The sequence below is a fragment of the Acidobacteriota bacterium genome (assembly GCA_022340665.1).
Lineage (GTDB): Bacteria > Acidobacteriota > Thermoanaerobaculia > Thermoanaerobaculales > Sulfomarinibacteraceae > Sulfomarinibacter.
Window position 1 is genome coordinate 1 of the sequence record JAJDNM010000137.1, and the last position, 18551, is coordinate 18551.

General features: G+C 63.4%; 17 protein-coding genes. 14 read left to right on the forward strand and 3 right to left on the reverse strand.

What is annotated here, in order from left to right; translation table 11 throughout:
• From LJE93_15370 to LJE93_15385, 4 genes are all read left to right on the forward strand, one after another.
• Window positions 1–249: DUF3604 domain-containing protein (locus LJE93_15370; protein MCG6950293.1), on the forward strand; the 249-nt coding region annotated here is incomplete at its 5' end.
• 238 nt (window positions 250–487) lie between these two features.
• Window positions 488–2356: a DUF3604 domain-containing protein gene (locus LJE93_15375; protein MCG6950294.1), complete on the forward strand. Its 1869-nt coding sequence runs from the start codon at window positions 488–490 to the stop codon at window positions 2354–2356.
• Between the two features lie 435 nt (window positions 2357–2791).
• Complete coding sequence (locus tag LJE93_15380) at window positions 2792–3643, forward strand: hypothetical protein (GenBank protein ID MCG6950295.1); 852 nt, start codon at window positions 2792–2794, stop codon at window positions 3641–3643.
• Window positions 3644–3759: 116 nt separating this feature from the next.
• Entirely contained in the window at window positions 3760–4467 is a 708-nt protein-coding gene (locus LJE93_15385) for a zinc metallopeptidase (protein MCG6950296.1), read from the forward strand.
• A gap of 6 nt (window positions 4468–4473) precedes the next feature.
• Here LJE93_15385 and cls read toward each other — a convergent pair whose 3' ends face one another.
• Both cls and LJE93_15395 read right to left on the reverse strand, forming a co-directional pair.
• A complete protein-coding gene (cls, locus tag LJE93_15390; protein ID MCG6950297.1) occupies window positions 4474–6114 on the reverse strand; it encodes a cardiolipin synthase in 1641 nt (546 codons plus the stop codon).
• An 88-nt stretch (window positions 6115–6202) separates the two neighbouring features.
• Window positions 6203–6994, reverse strand: coding sequence for a hypothetical protein (locus tag LJE93_15395; protein MCG6950298.1), 792 nt, complete (start codon window positions 6992–6994; stop codon window positions 6203–6205).
• Between the two features lie 269 nt (window positions 6995–7263).
• Here LJE93_15395 and LJE93_15400 point away from each other — a divergent pair, with 269 nt between their 5' ends.
• The 8 genes from LJE93_15400 (at window position 7264) to LJE93_15435 (ending at window position 15867) form a co-directional block, all read left to right on the forward strand.
• On the forward strand, window positions 7264–8100 hold the full coding sequence (locus tag LJE93_15400; GenBank protein ID MCG6950299.1) for a VOC family protein: 837 nt from the start codon (window positions 7264–7266) through the stop codon (window positions 8098–8100).
• Window positions 8097–8288, forward strand: a complete 192-nt coding sequence (locus tag LJE93_15405; GenBank protein ID MCG6950300.1) for a hypothetical protein — start codon at window positions 8097–8099, stop codon at window positions 8286–8288. The genes LJE93_15400 and LJE93_15405 overlap by 4 nt, the downstream gene beginning before the upstream one ends.
• 82 nt (window positions 8289–8370) lie before the next feature.
• A complete protein-coding gene (locus tag LJE93_15410; protein MCG6950301.1) occupies window positions 8371–9207 on the forward strand; it encodes a hypothetical protein in 837 nt (278 codons plus the stop codon).
• 46 nt (window positions 9208–9253) lie between these two features.
• Window positions 9254–9904 (forward strand): OmpA family protein, encoded by a 651-nt coding sequence (locus tag LJE93_15415; GenBank protein MCG6950302.1) that lies wholly within the window; start codon window positions 9254–9256, stop codon window positions 9902–9904.
• A 331-nt stretch (window positions 9905–10235) separates the two neighbouring features.
• Window positions 10236–13175, forward strand: a complete 2940-nt coding sequence (locus LJE93_15420; GenBank protein ID MCG6950303.1) for a DUF748 domain-containing protein — start codon at window positions 10236–10238, stop codon at window positions 13173–13175.
• A gap of 95 nt (window positions 13176–13270) precedes the next feature.
• Complete coding sequence (locus tag LJE93_15425; protein ID MCG6950304.1) at window positions 13271–14011, forward strand: class D sortase; 741 nt, start codon at window positions 13271–13273, stop codon at window positions 14009–14011.
• Window positions 14008–15111 carry a DUF481 domain-containing protein gene (locus LJE93_15430; GenBank protein ID MCG6950305.1) on the forward strand — a complete coding sequence of 368 codons (1104 nt, stop codon included), beginning with the start codon at window positions 14008–14010 and terminating at the stop codon, window positions 15109–15111. The genes LJE93_15425 and LJE93_15430 overlap by 4 nt, the downstream gene beginning before the upstream one ends.
• 132 nt (window positions 15112–15243) lie before the next feature.
• Window positions 15244–15867, forward strand: coding sequence for a hypothetical protein (locus tag LJE93_15435; protein MCG6950306.1), 624 nt, complete (start codon window positions 15244–15246; stop codon window positions 15865–15867).
• Between the two features lie 7 nt (window positions 15868–15874).
• On the opposite strand, the gene LJE93_15440 is transcribed toward LJE93_15435, so the two are convergent.
• Window positions 15875–16861 (reverse strand): DUF1028 domain-containing protein, encoded by a 987-nt coding sequence (locus LJE93_15440; protein MCG6950307.1) that lies wholly within the window; start codon window positions 16859–16861, stop codon window positions 15875–15877.
• A 456-nt stretch (window positions 16862–17317) separates the two neighbouring features.
• On the opposite strand from LJE93_15440, the gene LJE93_15445 reads away from it, so the two are divergent.
• Both LJE93_15445 and LJE93_15450 read left to right on the forward strand, forming a co-directional pair.
• The gene (locus LJE93_15445; protein ID MCG6950308.1) at window positions 17318–17602 is read left to right on the forward strand and encodes a metal-sensitive transcriptional regulator; all 285 of its coding nucleotides are present in this window, start codon (window positions 17318–17320) and stop codon (window positions 17600–17602) included.
• On the forward strand, window positions 17602–18551 hold a 950-nt coding region (locus tag LJE93_15450; protein MCG6950309.1), incomplete at its 3' end, for an SO_0444 family Cu/Zn efflux transporter. The genes LJE93_15445 and LJE93_15450, both read left to right, overlap by 1 nt.

An 18551-nucleotide genomic window follows, 5' to 3' on the forward strand; every position in this document is an offset into this window, starting at 1 on the left:
GGCAACACGGTGGATGTCGCCAACGCCACCTGGACCGACTCCATCGGCGACCCGTCGCTCGCCGCGGTGTGGACCGACCCCGACTTCGACCCGTCGCAGCGGGCCTTTTACTACGCGCGGGTCATCGAGATCCCGACCCCGTGCTGGACCGCGTACGACCAGCTCCGATTCGGCGTCGAGATGGACCCCGAGGTGCCGATGACACAACAGGAGCGGGCGTGGTCGAGCCCGATCTGGTACACGCCGTGACCCCCGACCGCCCGATGCGAGATGCTGAATCCACCGCCCACCCGGATGCGAGATACGAGATGCGAGATACGAGATTCGAGACTTGTCACGGCGTAGCCGAAGGCGAAGCCGGATCCCCCGCCCACCCGGGGAGCAGAGAGCAGGGAACAGCCATTCACGACTATCATCCTGAGGAGCGCAGCAACGAAGGATCTGGGCGGGGGAGCACGCACCGCCTTGGAGGAACTGGGAGATGGAGATGATACCCAACATATTGAAGCCATATCTGATCTGCGGTGCAGTCATGGCGGCGATCGCGTGCGGCGGTCCGATGTCCGAGGGCCCGACGCACGGGGTCACCGATGCCGAAATGACCTCGGCCGCTGCAGGCGCCGTCGTCGCATCCAACCCGCTGCGCGACGCCTACTTCGGCGAGACCCACGTCCACGGCGCGTACTCGCTCGACGCCTATATCGGCGGCGCCCGTCTCGAACCGGACGACCAGTACCGCTTCGCCAAGGGCGAGCCGGTGACGCTGTATGGGAAGCCGCACAGCCTCCGCCGTCCGCTCGACTTCGTGGCACTGTCGGACCACGCCGAGTACATCGGCGAGATGTACTCGGCGATCGTCGCCGATGCTCCGGGCCATGACCAGGAGCAGCTCGAACAGCTTCGGAACCTGAGTGCCCTCGAGGATCGACGTGCTTGGTTCGCGAAGTACGTCGTCGAGAACAACCGCGGCGCGGACCCGCAGCACCCGCCGTTCTTCACCGGCTTCGACACCACCAAGAGCGCGTGGAGCCTGATGGTCGAGGCCGCGGAGAGGCACAACGAGCCGGGCCGCTTCACCGCGTTGATCGGCTTCGAGTGGAGCGCGGGGCCGGGCGGCGCCAACCTGCACCGAAACGTGATCTTCCGAGACGCCAACGTACCGGACATGCCGGTGAGCTCGTACGAGGTGCGGCGCGAGGACCAGCTGTGGGAGTGGATGGCCGAGCTCGAGGAGCGAGGGATGCAGGTGCTCGCCATCCCGCACAACTCCAACGCCTCCAAGGGCATGATGTTCCCGGAGGTCGACGCGGCCGGTGACCCGATCGACCTCGAGTACGCCCGAACACGGCACCACTTCGAGCCGCTGATCGAGATGATGCAGATCAAGGGGAACTCGGAGGTCCACCGCAACTTCTGGACCGCCGACGAGTTCGCCGACTTCGAGAACGCGACCTCGCTCAGCAAATTCAGTGGCCGTACGATCGAAGAGAGGAACTTCGTCCGCTGGGGGCTCAAGCGGGGTCTCGCCTACCAGCGGGAGCTGGGGGCCAACCCGTTCAAGTACGGCTTCACCGGCGGCACCGACAACCACAACGGCGCCGCCGCCGACGTGGCCGAGGACGACTGGGTCGGGTCGCACGGGCCGGAGGACGGCTCGGTGGATGCGCGGCGGACGGGCGAGGTCGGTGGCTGGGCCGAGTCCAGGGAGCTCAACCCCGGCTCCCTGGCCGCGGTGTGGGCCGAGCAGAACACCCGTGCTTCGATCTTCGACGCCATGCGCCGCAGGGAGACCTTCGTCACCAGCGGCCCCCGCATCAAGGTGCGGTTCTTCGGTGGTACCGATCTGCCCGGTGATCCCTCCGACCCGACGACCATGGTCGAGCAGGGCTACGAGGCCGGCGTGCCGATGGGGGGCGATCTCGACGCCTCCGAAGGTCCTCCGACGTTCACAGTGCACGCGATAAAGGACCCGGACGGCGCCAACCTCGACCGCGTCCAGATCATCAAGGGCTGGGTCGACGCTGATGACGGCCTGCACGAGAAGATCGTCGATGTGGTCTGGTCCGGTGACCGGATGCCGGGCGCGGACGGGAAGCTGCCGCCCGTCGGGAACACGGTGGATCTGACCACGGCGGAGTACACCAACACCATCGGTGCGGCCGAGCTCATGGGCAGCTGGCGGGACGAGGCCTTCGTTCCGGAGCAGCACGCGTTCTACTACGTCCGCGTGCTGGAGATTCCGACCCCGCGATGGTCGACCTACGACGCGGTGCGTAACGGCCTGCCGCTGCTCGAGGACGTGCCGGCGACCATCCAGGAGCGGGCGTGGACGAGTCCGATCTGGTACACGCCGTGACCCCCGACCCCCCGATGCTGGATGCTGGATGCTGGATCCCCCGCCCACCCCCTCCCTGTCATTCCGAGCGAGGAGCCCGGCTTGTCCCCGCGTAGCCGAAGGCGAAGCCGGATCCCCCGCCCGCTCCGATCCCGGATCCCGGATTCCGGATGCCGGATCCCCCGCCCACCCGGGCGCAAGGATCAAGGAGCAAGAAGCAAGAAGCAAGAAGCAGGGAGGAAGAGGGAAGGGTTAGGGAATCGGGGGGCGTTCACCTGGGGTTGACATCGTGACGGGTCAATTCACCATCTCGGTGCATCCAGCATCCAGCATCCAGCATCCAGCATCCAGCATCCAGCATCCAGCATCCAGCATCCAGCATCCAGCATCGAATCCATCGCCGCGGGCGGTAAAAAGTTCTGTGGATGGATGTGGATCGGGTATCATTCCCGGCAGATGTCCCACAACTTGATTCTGGTGCTTCGGGCGCTCGTCGTCGTGATGATCATGGCCATCGGGGCGGGATCCACCCCCGCCGATCTGGTGGAGCTGTGGCGCCGGCCCAAGCTGCTGATTCGGTCCGTTGTGGCCATGTACCTGCTGGTGCCGCTGCTGGCCCTCGTGCTCATGGCCGTGCTTCCGGTGTCGATCGCGGAGGAGGTGGCCCTGCTCGTGATCGCCATCTCGTCGGGCGCGCCGCTGCTGCCGAAGAAGCTCATGGGATTGGACAACGAGGCCTACGTCTTCAGCCTGATGGTGACCTCGTCGCTGCTCGCGGTGGTGACGGTGCCGGTGTGGCTCGCAGTCCTCAAAACGGCGTTTTCCGGAGCGGCCGTGCTGAGCTCCGGTGATGTCGCGAGGGTGGTCGCGTCCACCGTACTGGTGCCGCTTCTGCTGGGCATGGTACTGCGGTGGCTGGTGCCTTTCGTGAATGACAGGTTGTCGGACCTGGTCCTGCGCGCCGCCGGCGTGGTGCTCACTTTGCTCGGGGTCGTGCTGCTCGGGATGCACTGGCGCTTCCTGGTCGAGGCGGGATGGTCCTTCCTGCTCGCCCTGGGGCTGCTGATCACCGGCGCGCTCGCCATCGGCCATTGGCTGGGCGGACCCGATGACGACGATCGGACGGCGTTGGCCGTGACCTGCGCCACCCGCCACCTCGGCATCGCGGTCCTGGTGGCGGCATCGCTGCCCGGGCCGCGGACGGCGGTGCTGGTGATCGCCTACGTCGTGGTCTCGGCGCTGGTATCGATTCCGTATCTGCAACGCCGCAAACGTGTCGCCGCCGCCCCGGCTGATCCATCGGGCTGAGAGCACGAGAAGAAGGCACACCGGGGCAACTTTGAGGCCGTTCCGGTATCTGCTACCCTCTGCCAAATCACAGGCGCAGGGAGTCGGCGCAAAGAAGGAGTCATTCGGAAGTGGACATGACCCTTTTCTATTTGATCGCAGGCGCTGTGCTGGTCTTCTCACTCGTTGTTCGCAACCGGATGCAGGCCACCTATCGGCGCTGGAGCACGGTCCGCAGCGTCACCGGCATGGCGGGTGGGCGGGTGGCCCGAACCATCCTCGATGCGAACGGCCTGCAAAGTGTGCCGGTGGAGCCCGTCCAGGGCAAGCTCACCGACCACTACGATCCGAAGCACGACAGGCTCCGGCTATCCAAGGGCAATTTTGTCGGCAATAGCGTCGCCGCAACTGCGGTGTCGGCGCACGAGTGTGGCCACGCGTTACAGGACGCGTCAGAATACGGGCCGCTTGCCCTGAGGTCAGCGATGGTGCCGATGGCAAATGCCGGCGCGCGGTTCGGACTCCCGCTGGCCATCTTCGGCTCGTTCCTGGGCTCCTCGATGATGGTCCTGTTCGGTGTGCTGGGTTACCTGGGAGCTATCCTGGTGCACTTCATGACGCTGCCGGTTGAGTTCAACGCCTCGAAAAGGGCGCTCCATCAGCTCGATAGCCTCGGACTGGTGTCCGAGGATGGCCACGAAGGCGCGCGTCAGGTGCTCCGCGCTGCATCGATGACCTACGTGGCGGGGGTTGCCTCGTCGGCCGGCTACATCGTCTATCTGCTGTTCATCGGCGGGCGAGCGCTCTTCGGGCGGCGCGAGCCGTCGCTGCCCGAGCCCATGTGATGCGGGCTACATGATCGGCGCCATCAGGCGGCAGAGGCGCACGCCGAAGCGCCAGAACCACGACTTTTCGCCGAAGGTGGAGGGGTCGATGGGCGTGCAGTGTGCGAGGTCGTCCTCGAACATGGCTTCGACCACCTTGGTGAACTCCTTGTCGTAAAAAAGCGCCGCGACCTCGAAATTGAGCCGGAAGGACCGGTTGTCGAAGTTGTGGGTGCCGATGACCGAGACCTCGTCGTCGATCAGCATGACCTTCTGGTGCATGAACCCGGGCGCGTGCGAGTAGAACTTGACCTTCGACTCCTCGAGCAGCTCCATGTAGTAGTAGGACGCCATCTGCACCGGCATACTGTCGGCCTGTCCCGGGACGAGAATCTTCACCTCGACGCCGCGCAAGGTCGCGAGCATCATTGCCTTGATGATCGCGTCGTCCGGAACGAAGTAGGGCGCAGTGATCCAGATGCGGTCCTTGGCCGTGTTGAGCGCGTGCACGAAGAACATCCCCGCGGTCTCGAGCGGATCGGCGGGACCGGTCGGGACCGTGGTCGCTATGACGTCGGAGCCGGCTGCCTCCTGCGGCTCCCAGCTCAGCTCGAGGATCTCCCGTTGCGCCCAGTACCAATCGGAGGCGACAACCGCCTGAGCCTGGATCGCAGCCGGCCCGTCCACGCGAACGTGGGTATCGCGCCACGGGGTCAGAACCGGGTCGAGTCCGAGGTACTCATCGCCGACGTTGTGCCCGCCGATCCACGCCGTCTTGCCGTCAACCACGACGATCTTGCGGTGGTTGCGGAAGTTGAGTTGGAACTTGTTCTGGCGCCCCTGGGTGGTGTTGAACGCCGAGACCTTGGCCCCGGCGTCCCGCAGTTCGTTTCGGTAGGCCCTGGGGATATCGCTGCCGACCTCGTCGTACAGGAGGACCACCTCGAGTCCCGCCTTCGCCCGCTCGATCATCGCGTTCTTGAGGCGTCGTCCGAGGCCGTCGTCGTGCACGATGTAGAACTGGACGAGCACGTATTTTTCGGCCTTGCCGATCCCGTCGATGATACTGTCGAAGGTTGCCTCTCCATCCACCAGAAGCTGGGCCTTGTTGCCGCGGGTCAGGCGCATGTTGGAGAGACCCCGCAGCGCGTCGAAGGCGGGGGTGCGGGTTTCGAACTCGACAACGGAGGAATCCATGCTCGCTCGAACGCGCTCGACGAGATCATCGAACTCCGCCTGGTGCTCCCGCCGAGCCTCGAGATAGCCCTCGAACTTGCTGCGCCCGAGGACCCAGTAGGCCGGCACTGCAATGATCGGCATTGTCAGAAGGCTGAGAGACCAGGCGATGGCGCCGGGGGCCGTGCGGGTGGACATAATGGCTTCGACGGCCGAGATGATGCCGATGATCTCGAAGATGGCGAGGACCCAGAGCCCGATCGCGCGCAGGTTGCCCCAGGCGCCTTCCCCGGAATCCTCGTCGGCGAGGAACGCACCATGGCCGAGTCGGTGGGAGCCGGCCGAAATCGACCGGTCCGCTGCGATGACGCCAGCCGACGAGATGACGCTGATGGCCAACGCGGCGATAATGATCCAGGAAATCCGCCTCCACACTGGTTGGCCGCGCGAGATCATGTCAGGGTTTCCTGAACCATTTCCGCTGTCCGTCATGGCGCTTCTCCTTCGGTTGGAACTGGCATGGAGCGTAGCAGATGTTGGCACAGAGAATGAACTGCCTTTCGGACGCCCGCATCCGAGATTAGTTCTGGGGAAACTGCTCCATGCGCTCCTGGACATCGATCAAGGGCTGGTGAGTGGTCCGCAGGAGCCCCGACTCGGGCCGATTGAGGTCGGAGATCAGCGTCACGAGCATCGAGAAAGCGATCACCAGAATCATGCGAACCCCGGATCGCGAAACCGCGGATACTCCGCCTTTGAAGCCGACCACGCCCATTGTCATGATGGTCAGCAGGATGAGGGTCATCGAGAACGCGGGGGGCATTCGCTGATAGATCCCGACAGCAACCCGGTTCTCGTGCGTGGCGACGAGCCGCGTGAGGGACTCCATGTAGAGCTCGCGCGGAAATCGCTCGGCGGCCAGCTCCGTCGCCGTGACTGACTCGGACCAAATGCGGTCCTGGAGCTGCTCCGATTTTTCGATGATTTCCTGTACGTTAGCGGCCGAGACCTTTTCGATACGGACCCGCACGTACTCCTCGAGCAGGCCCTTGATCCGGCTGCGGTGAGGATCCGGCAGCATGTCCGCCCGCAGCCAGGTGGCGTGGATGGTGGTCGCCTCCTCGAGCTCGAGCTTGCGGTAGGCATCAAAGCGCGACTGCTGCGTACCGAAGGTGACCGCGACCACGAAACCCAGCAGACCGAGCATGGCGGCGGCCATGGCCCCGATCTCCTCCAGCGGCTCGGCGCCGGTCCGGCGGCGGTAGCGCTTGCCGAGCTGCGTGCCGACCTCGATCGCCAGCGAGCTCAGACCGACGACCAGGAAAAAGATCCCCCACAGCGGAAGTGCCTGAAAGATAATGCTGATATCCACTGGCCGTTACCCTCGGGATTCGCCGATTTTCTCCAACCCTCCGGCGCGAGCATTCTGAGATTGGGGTTGGCACCTGCCATTCTCGCACACACCGCAACGGCCGTGTCCGCGCGTGGGTCCGGGCGGTACCTGTCATTTTTGACAGCATTTCGGGAATGAATCCTGTGCTAGGGTTCGTGAAACAACGGAAATCGCATGGGCGCGTGGCGGTTCGATTCGGGATGAGTCTCAGCCGGTCTGACCGTCGAACTTACGGAAAGGGGTGGATCATGCGACTGACAGCGCTTTCTCTGTCGATACTGGTGGTGGTTCTCACGGCTGGTTGCGCAACCCAACTGCCGGAGGTGCCACCGATATCGGAAAGCGGCACCTATATCCCCGGCAAGGTCGTGTGGCATGACCTGGTGACACCGGACCTCGGTGGCGCCAAGGCCTACTACGGCCAACTCTTCGGCTGGACCTTTGAAAATGTCGACGACAACTACGCGCTGATTCGAGACCGTGGCGAGCTGATTGGCGGGATGGCCGAGGTGAAATCCCACGACAGTTACAGTTACTGGATACCGTTGGTATCGGTGACGGATGTCGACCGGGCGGTGGCGACGACCACGGCCGCCGGCGGTCAGCGCATCGTGAAGCCATTTGACGTCCCGGGGCGCGGCCGGGTTGCGGTGCTCGAGGATCCTCAGGGAGCGACTTTTGCAGTCGTTCGCAGTGCTCAAGGCGATCCGTCGGACCGCGAGGCGACCGTCAACCGCTGGTTATGGCACGAGGTGTGGAGCGACGACGTAGATCGGTCGGCCGCGTTTTACAGCTCCCTGGCCGCGTATTCGAACGCGCACACAGAAATTCGCGATGTGGACTACCGCTACCTCGAGAGCGGTGGCGAGCCGCGGGTTGGGCTGCTGAAGAAGGGCGATCCCGAGATCGGCACCACTTGGGTTTCGTACGTGCGTGTGGCGGATGTCGCCGCGACTGTGGCCAAGGTACGTGCGCTCGGTGGCGTGGTGCTCATGGAGCCGCGTGATGACCTGCGCCACGGCTCAGTTGCGATCATCGCGGACCCGAAGGGCGCAGGACTCGTGGTGCAGGAGGTAGAGAGATGAGGAAAGGAATGAAACGGTTGGAAGGAAGAGAGCGAGTGGTCCGCAGGGGATTCTTGCTGTTGTTGGTGGTCCTGGCATTCGCCGGGGTATCCGGATGCTCGACCTACGCGGGCATCGACATCGGTGCCCCGATGAAGGTCGGGCCTGTGTACATCAACCCGAGCATCGGAGTTGGCGGCTATTTGTGATCGGGGTTCCGCACTGCAATCGATCGCGGTGCGGGATTTGCGGGGGACCCCAACGCGAGGTTCGACATCCAAGGGAGGTTTGATGATGAGGAAGCACGGTCTGCACTGGCTGGCCATTTTGGTGATCGTCTTGGCACCTGTGATCGCTGATGCGCAGCTCAACACCATGGGCAAGGAGTGCCGTGCCCAGGTCGATGCGGCCAACCAGCTGAACGATGCCGGCGATTACGCCGGGGCCCTGGCGGCGTTTGACGCGATCGTCGAGAAGTGTGACACGAAGGATGGAATAGAGGCGGTTCAGGTGGGGCGGGCCCACGCCCTCAACGGTCTCGGCAATCACACTGAGGCGATGGCTGCCGCGGATGCGGCCCAGGCGGCGTATCCGAACCAGGAGAGCCTCTTCGCCTACTTCGAGCGAGCGTACGCGCAGGAGCAGATGGGGAACATGGAGGCGGCGACCGCCGACTACAACCGCATCATCGAGCTCACCGAGATGAACCAGAACGTGGCCGAGCGGGCGACCATTTACGCCAAGGTGGCGGACCTGAACTATCAGGCGGGCAAGACCTCTGACGCCGAGGCCTACCTGGCAAAGGCGATGGAGCTCGATCCGAACAATCCGGATTTTCTGATTCTGCAGGGAGACTGGAAAGTTCGCGCAGGGGATTACGATGCTGCGTTCGCCTACTACGACAAGGCCGTGGCGATGGGCCTGACCGGAGCTGGAATGTACGAGATCCGCGCCGAGGCTCGGCTGAAACAGGTCCAGGACAAGTACGGCACGACCAACGCCCAGGAGCTGCGGAGCCAGATGACACCGGCCGAAACCCAGATGGTCTGTACCGAGGTGAACAAGGCGCTGGAGCTGGGCCTGATGAATCCGCAGATGGACATGTTCGCGGCTCTCGTCTGCAAGTGAGGCAGACGGGCGAGAAATCAGTTGGAATAACCGGGGGAGAAGAATCATGAAAAAGGCAGTCATTGTTCTGGTAGTGGTGAGCTTGACCATGGTGGGTTGTGCGAGCATGAACAATCAGCAGAAGGGTGCGGCGATCGGCGCGGCCGGTGGAGCGGCGGTCGGCGCGGCGCTCGGGGGCGGCGTCTGGGGTGTCCTGGCCGGCGCGGCGGTCGGCGGCGTGGCAGGCAACGCGATCGGCAAGAAGATGGACCAGCAGGCCAAAGAGCTCGAGCAGGCGGTGCCGACCGCTGAGGTCAAGCGCGTCAGCGAGGGCATCAACATGACCTTCGATTCGAGCATGATGTTCGAGATCAACTCGGCCGATCTGAAACCCGGCTACAAGGATGATCTCGCGGCGGCTGCTGGGGTGTTCAACAAGTACGCCGACACCAACCTGCTGATCGAGGGGCACACGGACAACACCGGCACCGACGCGATCAACAATCCGTTGTCGGAGAAACGAGCGAAGGCGGTGAGCTCCTTCCTCAAGACACAGGGCGTGGCGGCATCCCGCTTACAGGAGAAATGGTACGGATCGTCAATGCCCAAATATCCGAACGACACACCTGAAAACCAGGCCAAGAACCGGCGGGTGGAGATTGGTATCTGGGCCAACGAGGACATGATCGCCGACGCACAGGACGGAACACTCGATTAGGTGCGACGGTTTCAGCTCCCACATGGCCGGCCTCTCGTCATTTTTCGGGAGGCCGGTTCGTGGTAAAGAGGCACTCCACGGCCGCCCGGGTAAGGGCCTCCAGATGGCGTATACTCCGGCGTGCACAATTCAAATAGCCCGGTCTTCCCCCCGGGTTTCGCAATGAGGGCGGCGAAGGGTAGTGAGATGTTGGGTTATTCACGAATCGGCCGACGCAGGCGTAGTAGCACTACGTTGACGAGCACGATCGGTGAAAAGCACGACAGATCGCTGTCATCCGCCGCCCGCAGTAGATACCCGGTGAGAAGACCGGGTTAGGGGCGAGGTTGCCATGGATAAGTTGTCGGACTGGTTCAAATCGTGGAAGCTCGTGAGCTGGCGCTCGGCGGTTGTAGCGGCGATCGTCATCTACGGGCTGGTCGGCTTTTTCGTGGTGCCGGTGGTGGTCAAGAAGATCATCGTCAAGGTCGCCGATGAGCGCGTCGGGCGGAAGGTGACGGTCGGGGACGTGAGCTGCAACCCGTTCGCGCTGTCGCTGACGGTGCGTGATTTCTCGATGCCGGACAGGCCGGGCTCGACCTTCGTCTCCTTCGACGAGTTCTATGCGAACGCCCAAATTTCGAGCCTCTTCCGGTGGGCCGCGACGCTCAAGGAACTGCGGGTCGTGAACCCTTACGTTGGAGTCCGCCGCTTTCCCGATGGTGGCGTCAATGTTCTCGAGCTCAAGGAAGACATCGAGGCGCGCATGCCGCCGGATGACGATCCGGAGGAAAAGGGCGGCCTGCCGCGGGTGCTGCTGCAGCACATCTTGGTGACCGGGTCCGCAATTGACGTCGAGGACTACGCCCGCGAGGAACCGTTGGAGTGGAAGTTCGGCCCTGCGGAGTTCGAGCTGCACGACATCAGCACGATTCCCGAGCGTGAAGGCGTGGACGAGCTTTTGATCGGCCTTGAACGCGGCGGCGAGATCGGCACGACCGGTAGCGTGGTGCTGGAGCCGCTCGGCCTTGCCGGAACTGTTCATGTCGATTCGATTTTCCTCGAACACACCTGGCCGGCCCTGCAGCCGTTTTTTGAGTTCGACGTGACGGATGGGATCTTCGGAGGTCGTTTTTCGTATTCGGTCTTCCTGGGCGAGGACGGCCCTCACGCTGTGATTGACGATGCCAACACCCTGGTCGAGAACATCGAGATCAAGGCCGGAACAAAGAACGAGACGGTCCTCACGGTGGCATCGGTCACGACCTCCGGCGTCAGAGTCGAGTGGCCGGAGGCGCGCGTACGCGGGACGTCAATCGTCGTCGACGGAGCGGTGGCGTACCAGTGGATTCGTCCTGACGGCACCCCGTCGTGGGACAAGCTGGTGCCGAAGGAGACCCAGGAGAAGGTGGTCGAGATCTACCGCGAGGTCGAGGAGGCCTTCCCGTGGGACATCGCCCTCGATCTCTTCGAGGTCAAGAATTCGACCGCGAGAGTAGAGGATCGCACCTTTCCGGAGCCGTTGCAGATAGTCGTCAAGGACGCGAACTTCACACTCGCCGACGTCTCTACCGGACCCGGCCGCACGTGGCCTCTCGCCGCTTCCGCGACCTTTACCGGTGATGCGGTGGCGAAGGCCGATGGCTTCGTCGGCACCGGTCCGATGGGCGTCAACGCGGAGGTGGGCGTCGAAAACCTCGACCTCTCCAAGCTCCAGCCCTATCTTGAGCGCATCGCACCGATCGAGCTTCGGTCGGGCCGAGTCGCAGTCAGCGGTTCGGCGCGGGCCGGCGGTGGTGGCGAAGGCGAGCCGACGGCGAGCTTCACCGGCGATGTGACCATTAGTGAATTCGATGTCGGCGAGACCCTGCTCGGCTCGACGATGCTGCAGTGGGAGCGGGTTGACACCGGCGGCATCAGCGCGACCGTGGGCCCGATGTCGCTCGAGATCGCGAGCATCGACGTGCACGACGCGGGCGTCGAGATCGTCATGTCGGAGGACGGCAAGATCAATGTCTTCGAGGTGATGGCGGCGATGTCTGAGGCAGAGGGGCCGGAGGAGGGGACGGCCGAGCAGGCTGAAGGTGAGGAGGAGGAAGAAGAAGGCGCTCTGCCGCCGCTCGTGGTTGACACCATCACGTTGCACGGTTGTTCGGCGACCGTCACCGACCAGGGCCTGACGCCGGCGTTTTCTCTCGCCGTCGATCCGGTGGACGGCACGATCACCGGCCTGACCACCACCAAGGTGGTGGGTGCGAAGCTGGACCTCGAGGGCTCGGTGAAGACCGGAGGCACGGTGACCGTCGAGGGCGAGATGGATCTCCTCGATCCGAAACGGCTCACCGACCTCGCGATCACTGTCCGCCAGACCGACCTGCCACCGATGTCACCGATGTCGGTGAAGTTCGTCGGCCACCCGATCGACGAAGGCGCGGTCAACCTCGGTTTCGACTACGAGATCGTCAGCTCGGAGCTGGCCGGCGCCAACAAGATCGTCACAACCGATCTCGCCTTCGGAGACAAGGTCGAGGGCGAGGGCAAGATCAAGCTCCCGGTCAAGCTTGGAGTCTCTCTGTTGACCGACAAAAACGGCCAGATCACTCTCGAGTTCCCGATCGAGGGCAACCTCGACGACCCCGGTTTCCTGATTGCCAGCGCGTTGGGTTCGGCGGCGAGCGAGATGGTGGGCGAGCTCATAAAATCTCCGTTCAGACTGCTCGGCAAGCTGGGTGGGGGCTCGGGTGACGAGGACCTCGGGTTCGTGGCCTTTTCGTCGGGCAGTGCGGAGCTTGACCAGGCGGCCACCGACAGGCTGACAATTCTCGCGTCGGGTGCCGCGCAGCGCCCGGCTCTGGTGCTGCTGGTCGAGGGTGCGTGGGACGCCGAGGCCGACGCCCTCGGCCTCAAGGAGGCCGCCTTCGAGTCGCGCATGGCGGAGGTGGAGGCGTCGCGCGAGGTCTATGAGTCGATGTACCTGGAGATCGCATCGAGCGATTCACTGGATGCGCTACGTGCTGAAAACATGACAAACGATGAAACGACCGGGGAGCAGGTGCTCGACGAGACGTCCTACTACCGCTCTCTTCGGGAAGCGATGATCGAGGCGCAACCGGTCGATCAGGCCGCGATTACGGCGCTGGCCGACGCCCGCGCTGAGGCCATCAGGTCGTTCCTGGTCGATGAACAGCACATCGATCCGGCCCGCGTGCGGATCGTCGACCCGGTCGCGGTCGAGGAATCGCCTGACGATGGCTGGGTTCGCTGCCGACTGGATGTAGATGCGGGCAGCTGAGGTTTTCTCGTTGTGATGGCGTCGAGCGGTGGTGTGTCGGGGACACGATCGCTGCCCGTGGGAAGATTCCGCGCGAACGGTCCGTTGAGGGTGTTGTGAACGAGCGCAAGGACTACTACGGGAGGTCTGTCGGGCCGAATGCGGCTCGGTCGCGTGCGAGCCGGGATTCGCTGCTGAGGTGGGCACAGGTGTCCACCCTCGTTCTCGGTCTCCTCCTCGTCGGATGGTATCTGGCCGCGCGCGGGCACGGACAGCTCGCCAGCAGGGCGGCGATCGAGGACTTCCGCAGCGTGCAGGCCGTGCAATTCGAGGGTGAGCTTCTGGAAGGCGCTTCTGATCCCGGGCTCGCCTTGTCAAATCCGGTGGACACCAGCCTGTGGTCGGAGAAGCGCCTGCTCGACTACCAGCAGACGCTTCTCACCGATTCTCCGACGCCGGTGGCCATCCTGCACGTCCCGGACGTCGGCATCGAGGTGCCGGTTTTCGTCGGCACCGAGGAATGGGCGATCACGCGTGGTGCCGGCTGGATCGACTGGACCGCGCCACCGGGGGGCCCGGGTAACGCCGGGATCGCGAGTCACCGCGACGGTTTCTTTCGTCCGCTCAAGGATGTCGAAGTTGGCGACTCGCTGGTTCTCGAAACGCCGAGAGGATCGATCGACTACCGCATCGTGTCGCTGCAGATCGTCGAGCCGAGCGACGTGAGCGTGCTCGATCCAACGGAAGAATCGACCGTCACCCTGGTCACCTGTTACCCGTTCTACTTTGTTGGCAGCGCTCCGTACAGATTCATCGTAACGGCGGTGGCCGAATCCGAGATGGAGAATCAGGGATGAAAACCGAACGAAGAACGCGGGCGATACTCCGTGCGTTTGCCTTGCTGTGGATGATTGTGGTCGCGGCTGCTGGAACCCCGTTGATCGCTGCCGACAACCAGAACGACTGGCAACCGGATCCGCCGATGCCGAAAGACTTCGACTGGATTCAGCTCACCTCGGACGAGTGGCTCAAGGGCGAGCTCATCGCCATGTACGAGGAGGAGCTCGAGTTCGACAGCGACGAGCTGGACGAGCTGACCTTCGACTGGGAAGACATCAAGGAAATCCGCACCGCCCAGATCGTGCAGGTGGCTTTCCTCAACGGCGTGATCGCCGTCGGCCAGCTGCTGATGGAGGGCGACACGGTTCGCCTGATGGATCTCGAGTATCCCCGTTCGGAGGTCCTCTCGATCACTGCGGGCGCACCCAGGGAGAGAAACTACTGGTCCGGCAAAGTGAGCGGGGGCGTCAATATCCGCACCGGCAACAGCGAGCAGAAGGAGGTCAACACCAGGGCGACCCTTTTGCGCCGCACGCCCAAAGACCGTGTGACTGTCGACTATCTCGGGAACTTTTCGCAAAACGACGGGAAAACCATTGCCGATAATCAGAGGGCAAACGGCTCCTGGAATCGTTTCGTGTCCGATCGCTTCTACCTGACGCCGATATACGGGGAGTATTATCGTGACCCGTTCCAGAACATCGATGCAAGGTTGACGGCCGGTGCCGGTGTCGGGTACCAGATCGTCGACACGGCCGACATCGAATGGAACGTCAACGTGGGTCTTGGTTATCAGCACACGAAATTCAGCGATGTCGTTCCGGGCGATCCGGAATCGGCCGACACGCCGGCCCTGGTGGTCAGCACCGGGTACGACAACGAGATCACGGATTGGATGGACTATTACTTCGATTACCGGTTCTTCATCGTCAACAACGAATCCGGACGCTACACACACCATTTGATCACCGGTTTCGAGTTCGATCTCTTCAAGGACCTCGACTTCGACATCGCCTGGGTGTGGGACCGGATTCGGGATCCGCGTCAGAGTGCGGACGGCACTTTTCCCGACCAGGACGATTTCCGGACGATCTTCGGCGTGGGATTCAGCTTTTGAACGGAAGAGGTCGGCCCCTGAATGTCCGCGGTAGAGCGCCATGTGGTTGCGTGTTCTCCGATGGTCTGGCGACAGCCGCAACCGGGACATTTTCAACCTCGAGGGTCAGTTGACATCTGCATGGGAGGCGCCATGAAATCGGGTTGCCATCATACGTACGCGTCGGTCGTTGCAGTCATCTGTGTGTGCTCGCTGGCGTTGTTCGTGGGGCCGGTCTTCGCCCAGGAGCACGGCCACGAAACGGGCGACGAGCATGGAACCCGGACTGCGGACGACCACGGAACTCACGAGGAAGGTGAAGAGGCCGCTCATCACGGGCACTCATTCCATCCCAACGAGATTGCCTTTTTCGCAGGATTCACCGACGAGAAGCACCATGACACCGAGTTCAGCATCGGTCTCGAGTACGAGCACCGCCTGTCGCAGGAATGGGGAGTGGGCGGTCTCTTCGAGTACACCAATGGTCTGCGAAACTACATCCTGGCGGTGCCGTTTTACTTTCACCCCGGCGGCAGCTGGAAGATCATTGGTGCGCCCGGAATCGAGTTTCACAACGGGCGCGATGATGTCGTCACGCCGCACAGCGAGGGCCACGGCGAGATCGACGAGGACGAAAGCTACTTCCTGTTCCGTCTCGGCGTCGCCTACGACATTCACCTCGGAGGATCGTGGGGGCTCGCACCCGCGATCGACCTCGACTTCGTCGACAGTGAGCGGGTGTGGGTCTACGGGGCGGCGCTCACCTACGGGTTCTAAGAGAAAGTCATTTTGATCCCTGATCGATGATTCGCTCCACCAGGGCGTGACCGTCCGCGGTGTCTGGGATGATGCCAGGCTTGTGCAGTCGGCGGGTGAGCTCGATCCAGTTGCTGTCGGCGGCGAAAACCTCGCGGAACATCGGCAAAGCCTGCTCGAGCTGGCCGCTGGTGGCGAGCGTGACCGCCGCCCAGTACTGGACCTCGAGGTTTCCTGGCAGCAGCGCGGCCGCCTCGCCGTACTCGGCCATTGCGAGCTCCAGATCATCGTGCTCGACTGCCACGTCCCCGGCGTTCATGTGCTCGTACGCACGGTGGACCCTGAGCAATCGCCTCAGCTCGGCAATCGGCGTCGGATGATCCTCGATCCGCAGCTCGAGCACACGGTCCGCCCAGGGTCGGCCGGTGGATTTTGCCTTGACGATCAGCATCGCGGCCGACTGCCTCCCTCGAATATCCCCGCCGGCGGCCTGCGCTGCCTCGAGCGCCGCCATCAGCCGCTCCGTGAGGTCGCCTCCGGCAGACTCGTACGCTCTGGCCATCGCCGGAACCACCGTGTCGTTGAGCATCATGTTGGCCTGTACGCTGTATCCCTCGCCGACGTGGTGGCCCGCCGACTCGATGCATTTCGCGCCGGTGTGGCTGGCGACATTGCCGGCCGTGTCGACGAAGGCGACCTGGCGAACGTCGCGCCCCTCGTCGACCTCGACCAGTGCGTTCAGGGCCTGCTCAGCGGTGAGACCGCTCCGCATCAGGTCGAGCCCGCGTGGACCGTAGGCGGGTTGGACGAAGCTCTGGGTGGCGATGGCGCCGACCCCGGCCTCGGCCCAGGTGACGATCGAGCCGACCGAGAACCAGTGCGACTGGACGGCAACCCCCATCTCACCGGTTGTCGCATCGCGGGCGACGATGGAGTAGGTATGGACCGGGGGCTCGATAGCTCCGGCCGGCAACGTCACGGTCAGAACGCAAATGGCAAAGACACATCGGTACATGAGGGCCTCCAGCAGCCTTTATGTCGTGAAGTGTAGCCCTTCCGGTTCGCTCCCGGCCCCGCTGCCGATCCCGTTCCCGAACCTGGCAATCGGGAGTGGGAGCGGGATCGGGCTGTGGATCGGATGAAAAAACCCGCTCTCGCTCGCGAGTCGTGGTTCGAAAGCAGCTGGCTAGCCTGCATTATTCATGAAGCCTCTACTACGGCCGGCGATGCATCATACCCAGCGGTGTCCGCTCGCCTCGGGGTGCTCGACGTACAGTCGAGTACGCCACCGCGCCCCTCGGGTCGCAGACCCCACTGGGCACGGCACCTCGCCGCCCTCGCCACGAGACCTCATGAATAATGCAGGCTGGCCTGGGGCGTGAGCCCCGGTTCCAAGGACCCTCACCTCGCGAGATGGTCGACGAAATGCGGCATTGACAATACCCTACCGGGGTATGGTATAAATTAATCCATGGAAACGACGGTCGAAATCGACGAGCAGGTTCAGAAAAACGCCCTTCGGCGGCTGAGCATCATCGAGGGTCAGGTGCGCGGACTGCGGCGAATGGTGGAGGAGAACTCGGGTTGCGTCGAGATTCTCACTCAGATTTCCGCCATCCACGAGGCTCTCCGGGCCGCCGGCAAGGTGATCGTGCGGCACCACATCGAGACCTGTGTTACCGAAGGGCTGCTCACAAACAAGAAACAGCAACATCAGGACGAATTGATGGACCTGATCTACAAGTTGAGCAAGTGATGGATCTGCTGCTGGATTTCGTGACCGCCTCATGGGCGGTCTTCGGCGCCATGGCTCCGTACCTTTTGCTGGGTTTCGGGGTTGCCGGGCTGCTGTCGGTTGTCGTGTCAGCGGAGTGGGTCGAGCGACATCTCGGCGGTCATGGGCTTGGCCAGGTCATCAAGGCGAGCATCTTCGGTGTCCCGCTGCCCCTGTGCTCATGCGGCGTGATTCCGGTGGCTGCGTCGCTCCGAAGGCATGGCGCGAGCAAGGGAGCGACGACCGCGTTCCTGCTGTCCACCCCGCAGACCGGAGTCGACAGCATCGCAGTGACCTACGGTCTTCTCGGCCCGTTCCTGGCGGTGGTTCGCCCGGTCGCGGCGCTGGTGACCGGAATTTTCGGTGGCGGTCTCGTGCAGGCATTCAACAACGGGACCGGCGCCACCAGCCAGGGGCAGACGCTTGACGAGTCGGGCCAGAGCTGTTCGTCGTCCTGCTGTGACGAAGGAGCGGAGGAACGACCGACGATCATTCAGGCTGCGCATTACGGCCTCGTTGTTTTGCCGAGAGACATCGGCAAGGCGCTGATTCTTGGGGTGGCCGTCTCGGGGTTGATCGCTACGTTCGTCGAGCCGCGGGCCCTGGAGTCGTACCTCGGAGGCGGCCTCCTGCCGATGCTGGCGGCGATGGCGATCGGGATTCCGCTTTACGTCTGCGCCACCGCATCGACCCCGATCGCCCTCGGCCTGATTCACGCCGGTTTGTCGCCGGGAGCGGCACTCGTTTTCCTGATATCCGGTCCTGCAACCAACTCAGCCGCGTTGACCACCCTGTGGAAAGTGCTCGGCCGTCGCACGGCAATCCTCTACCTGGCGACGGTGGCGGTGGCCTCGCTGGTCACCGGGATGGCGGTCGACGGCTTGATCGGCACCGGTGCCCTGCCGGAATCCGCTCTCGTTCCGGCGGCAGC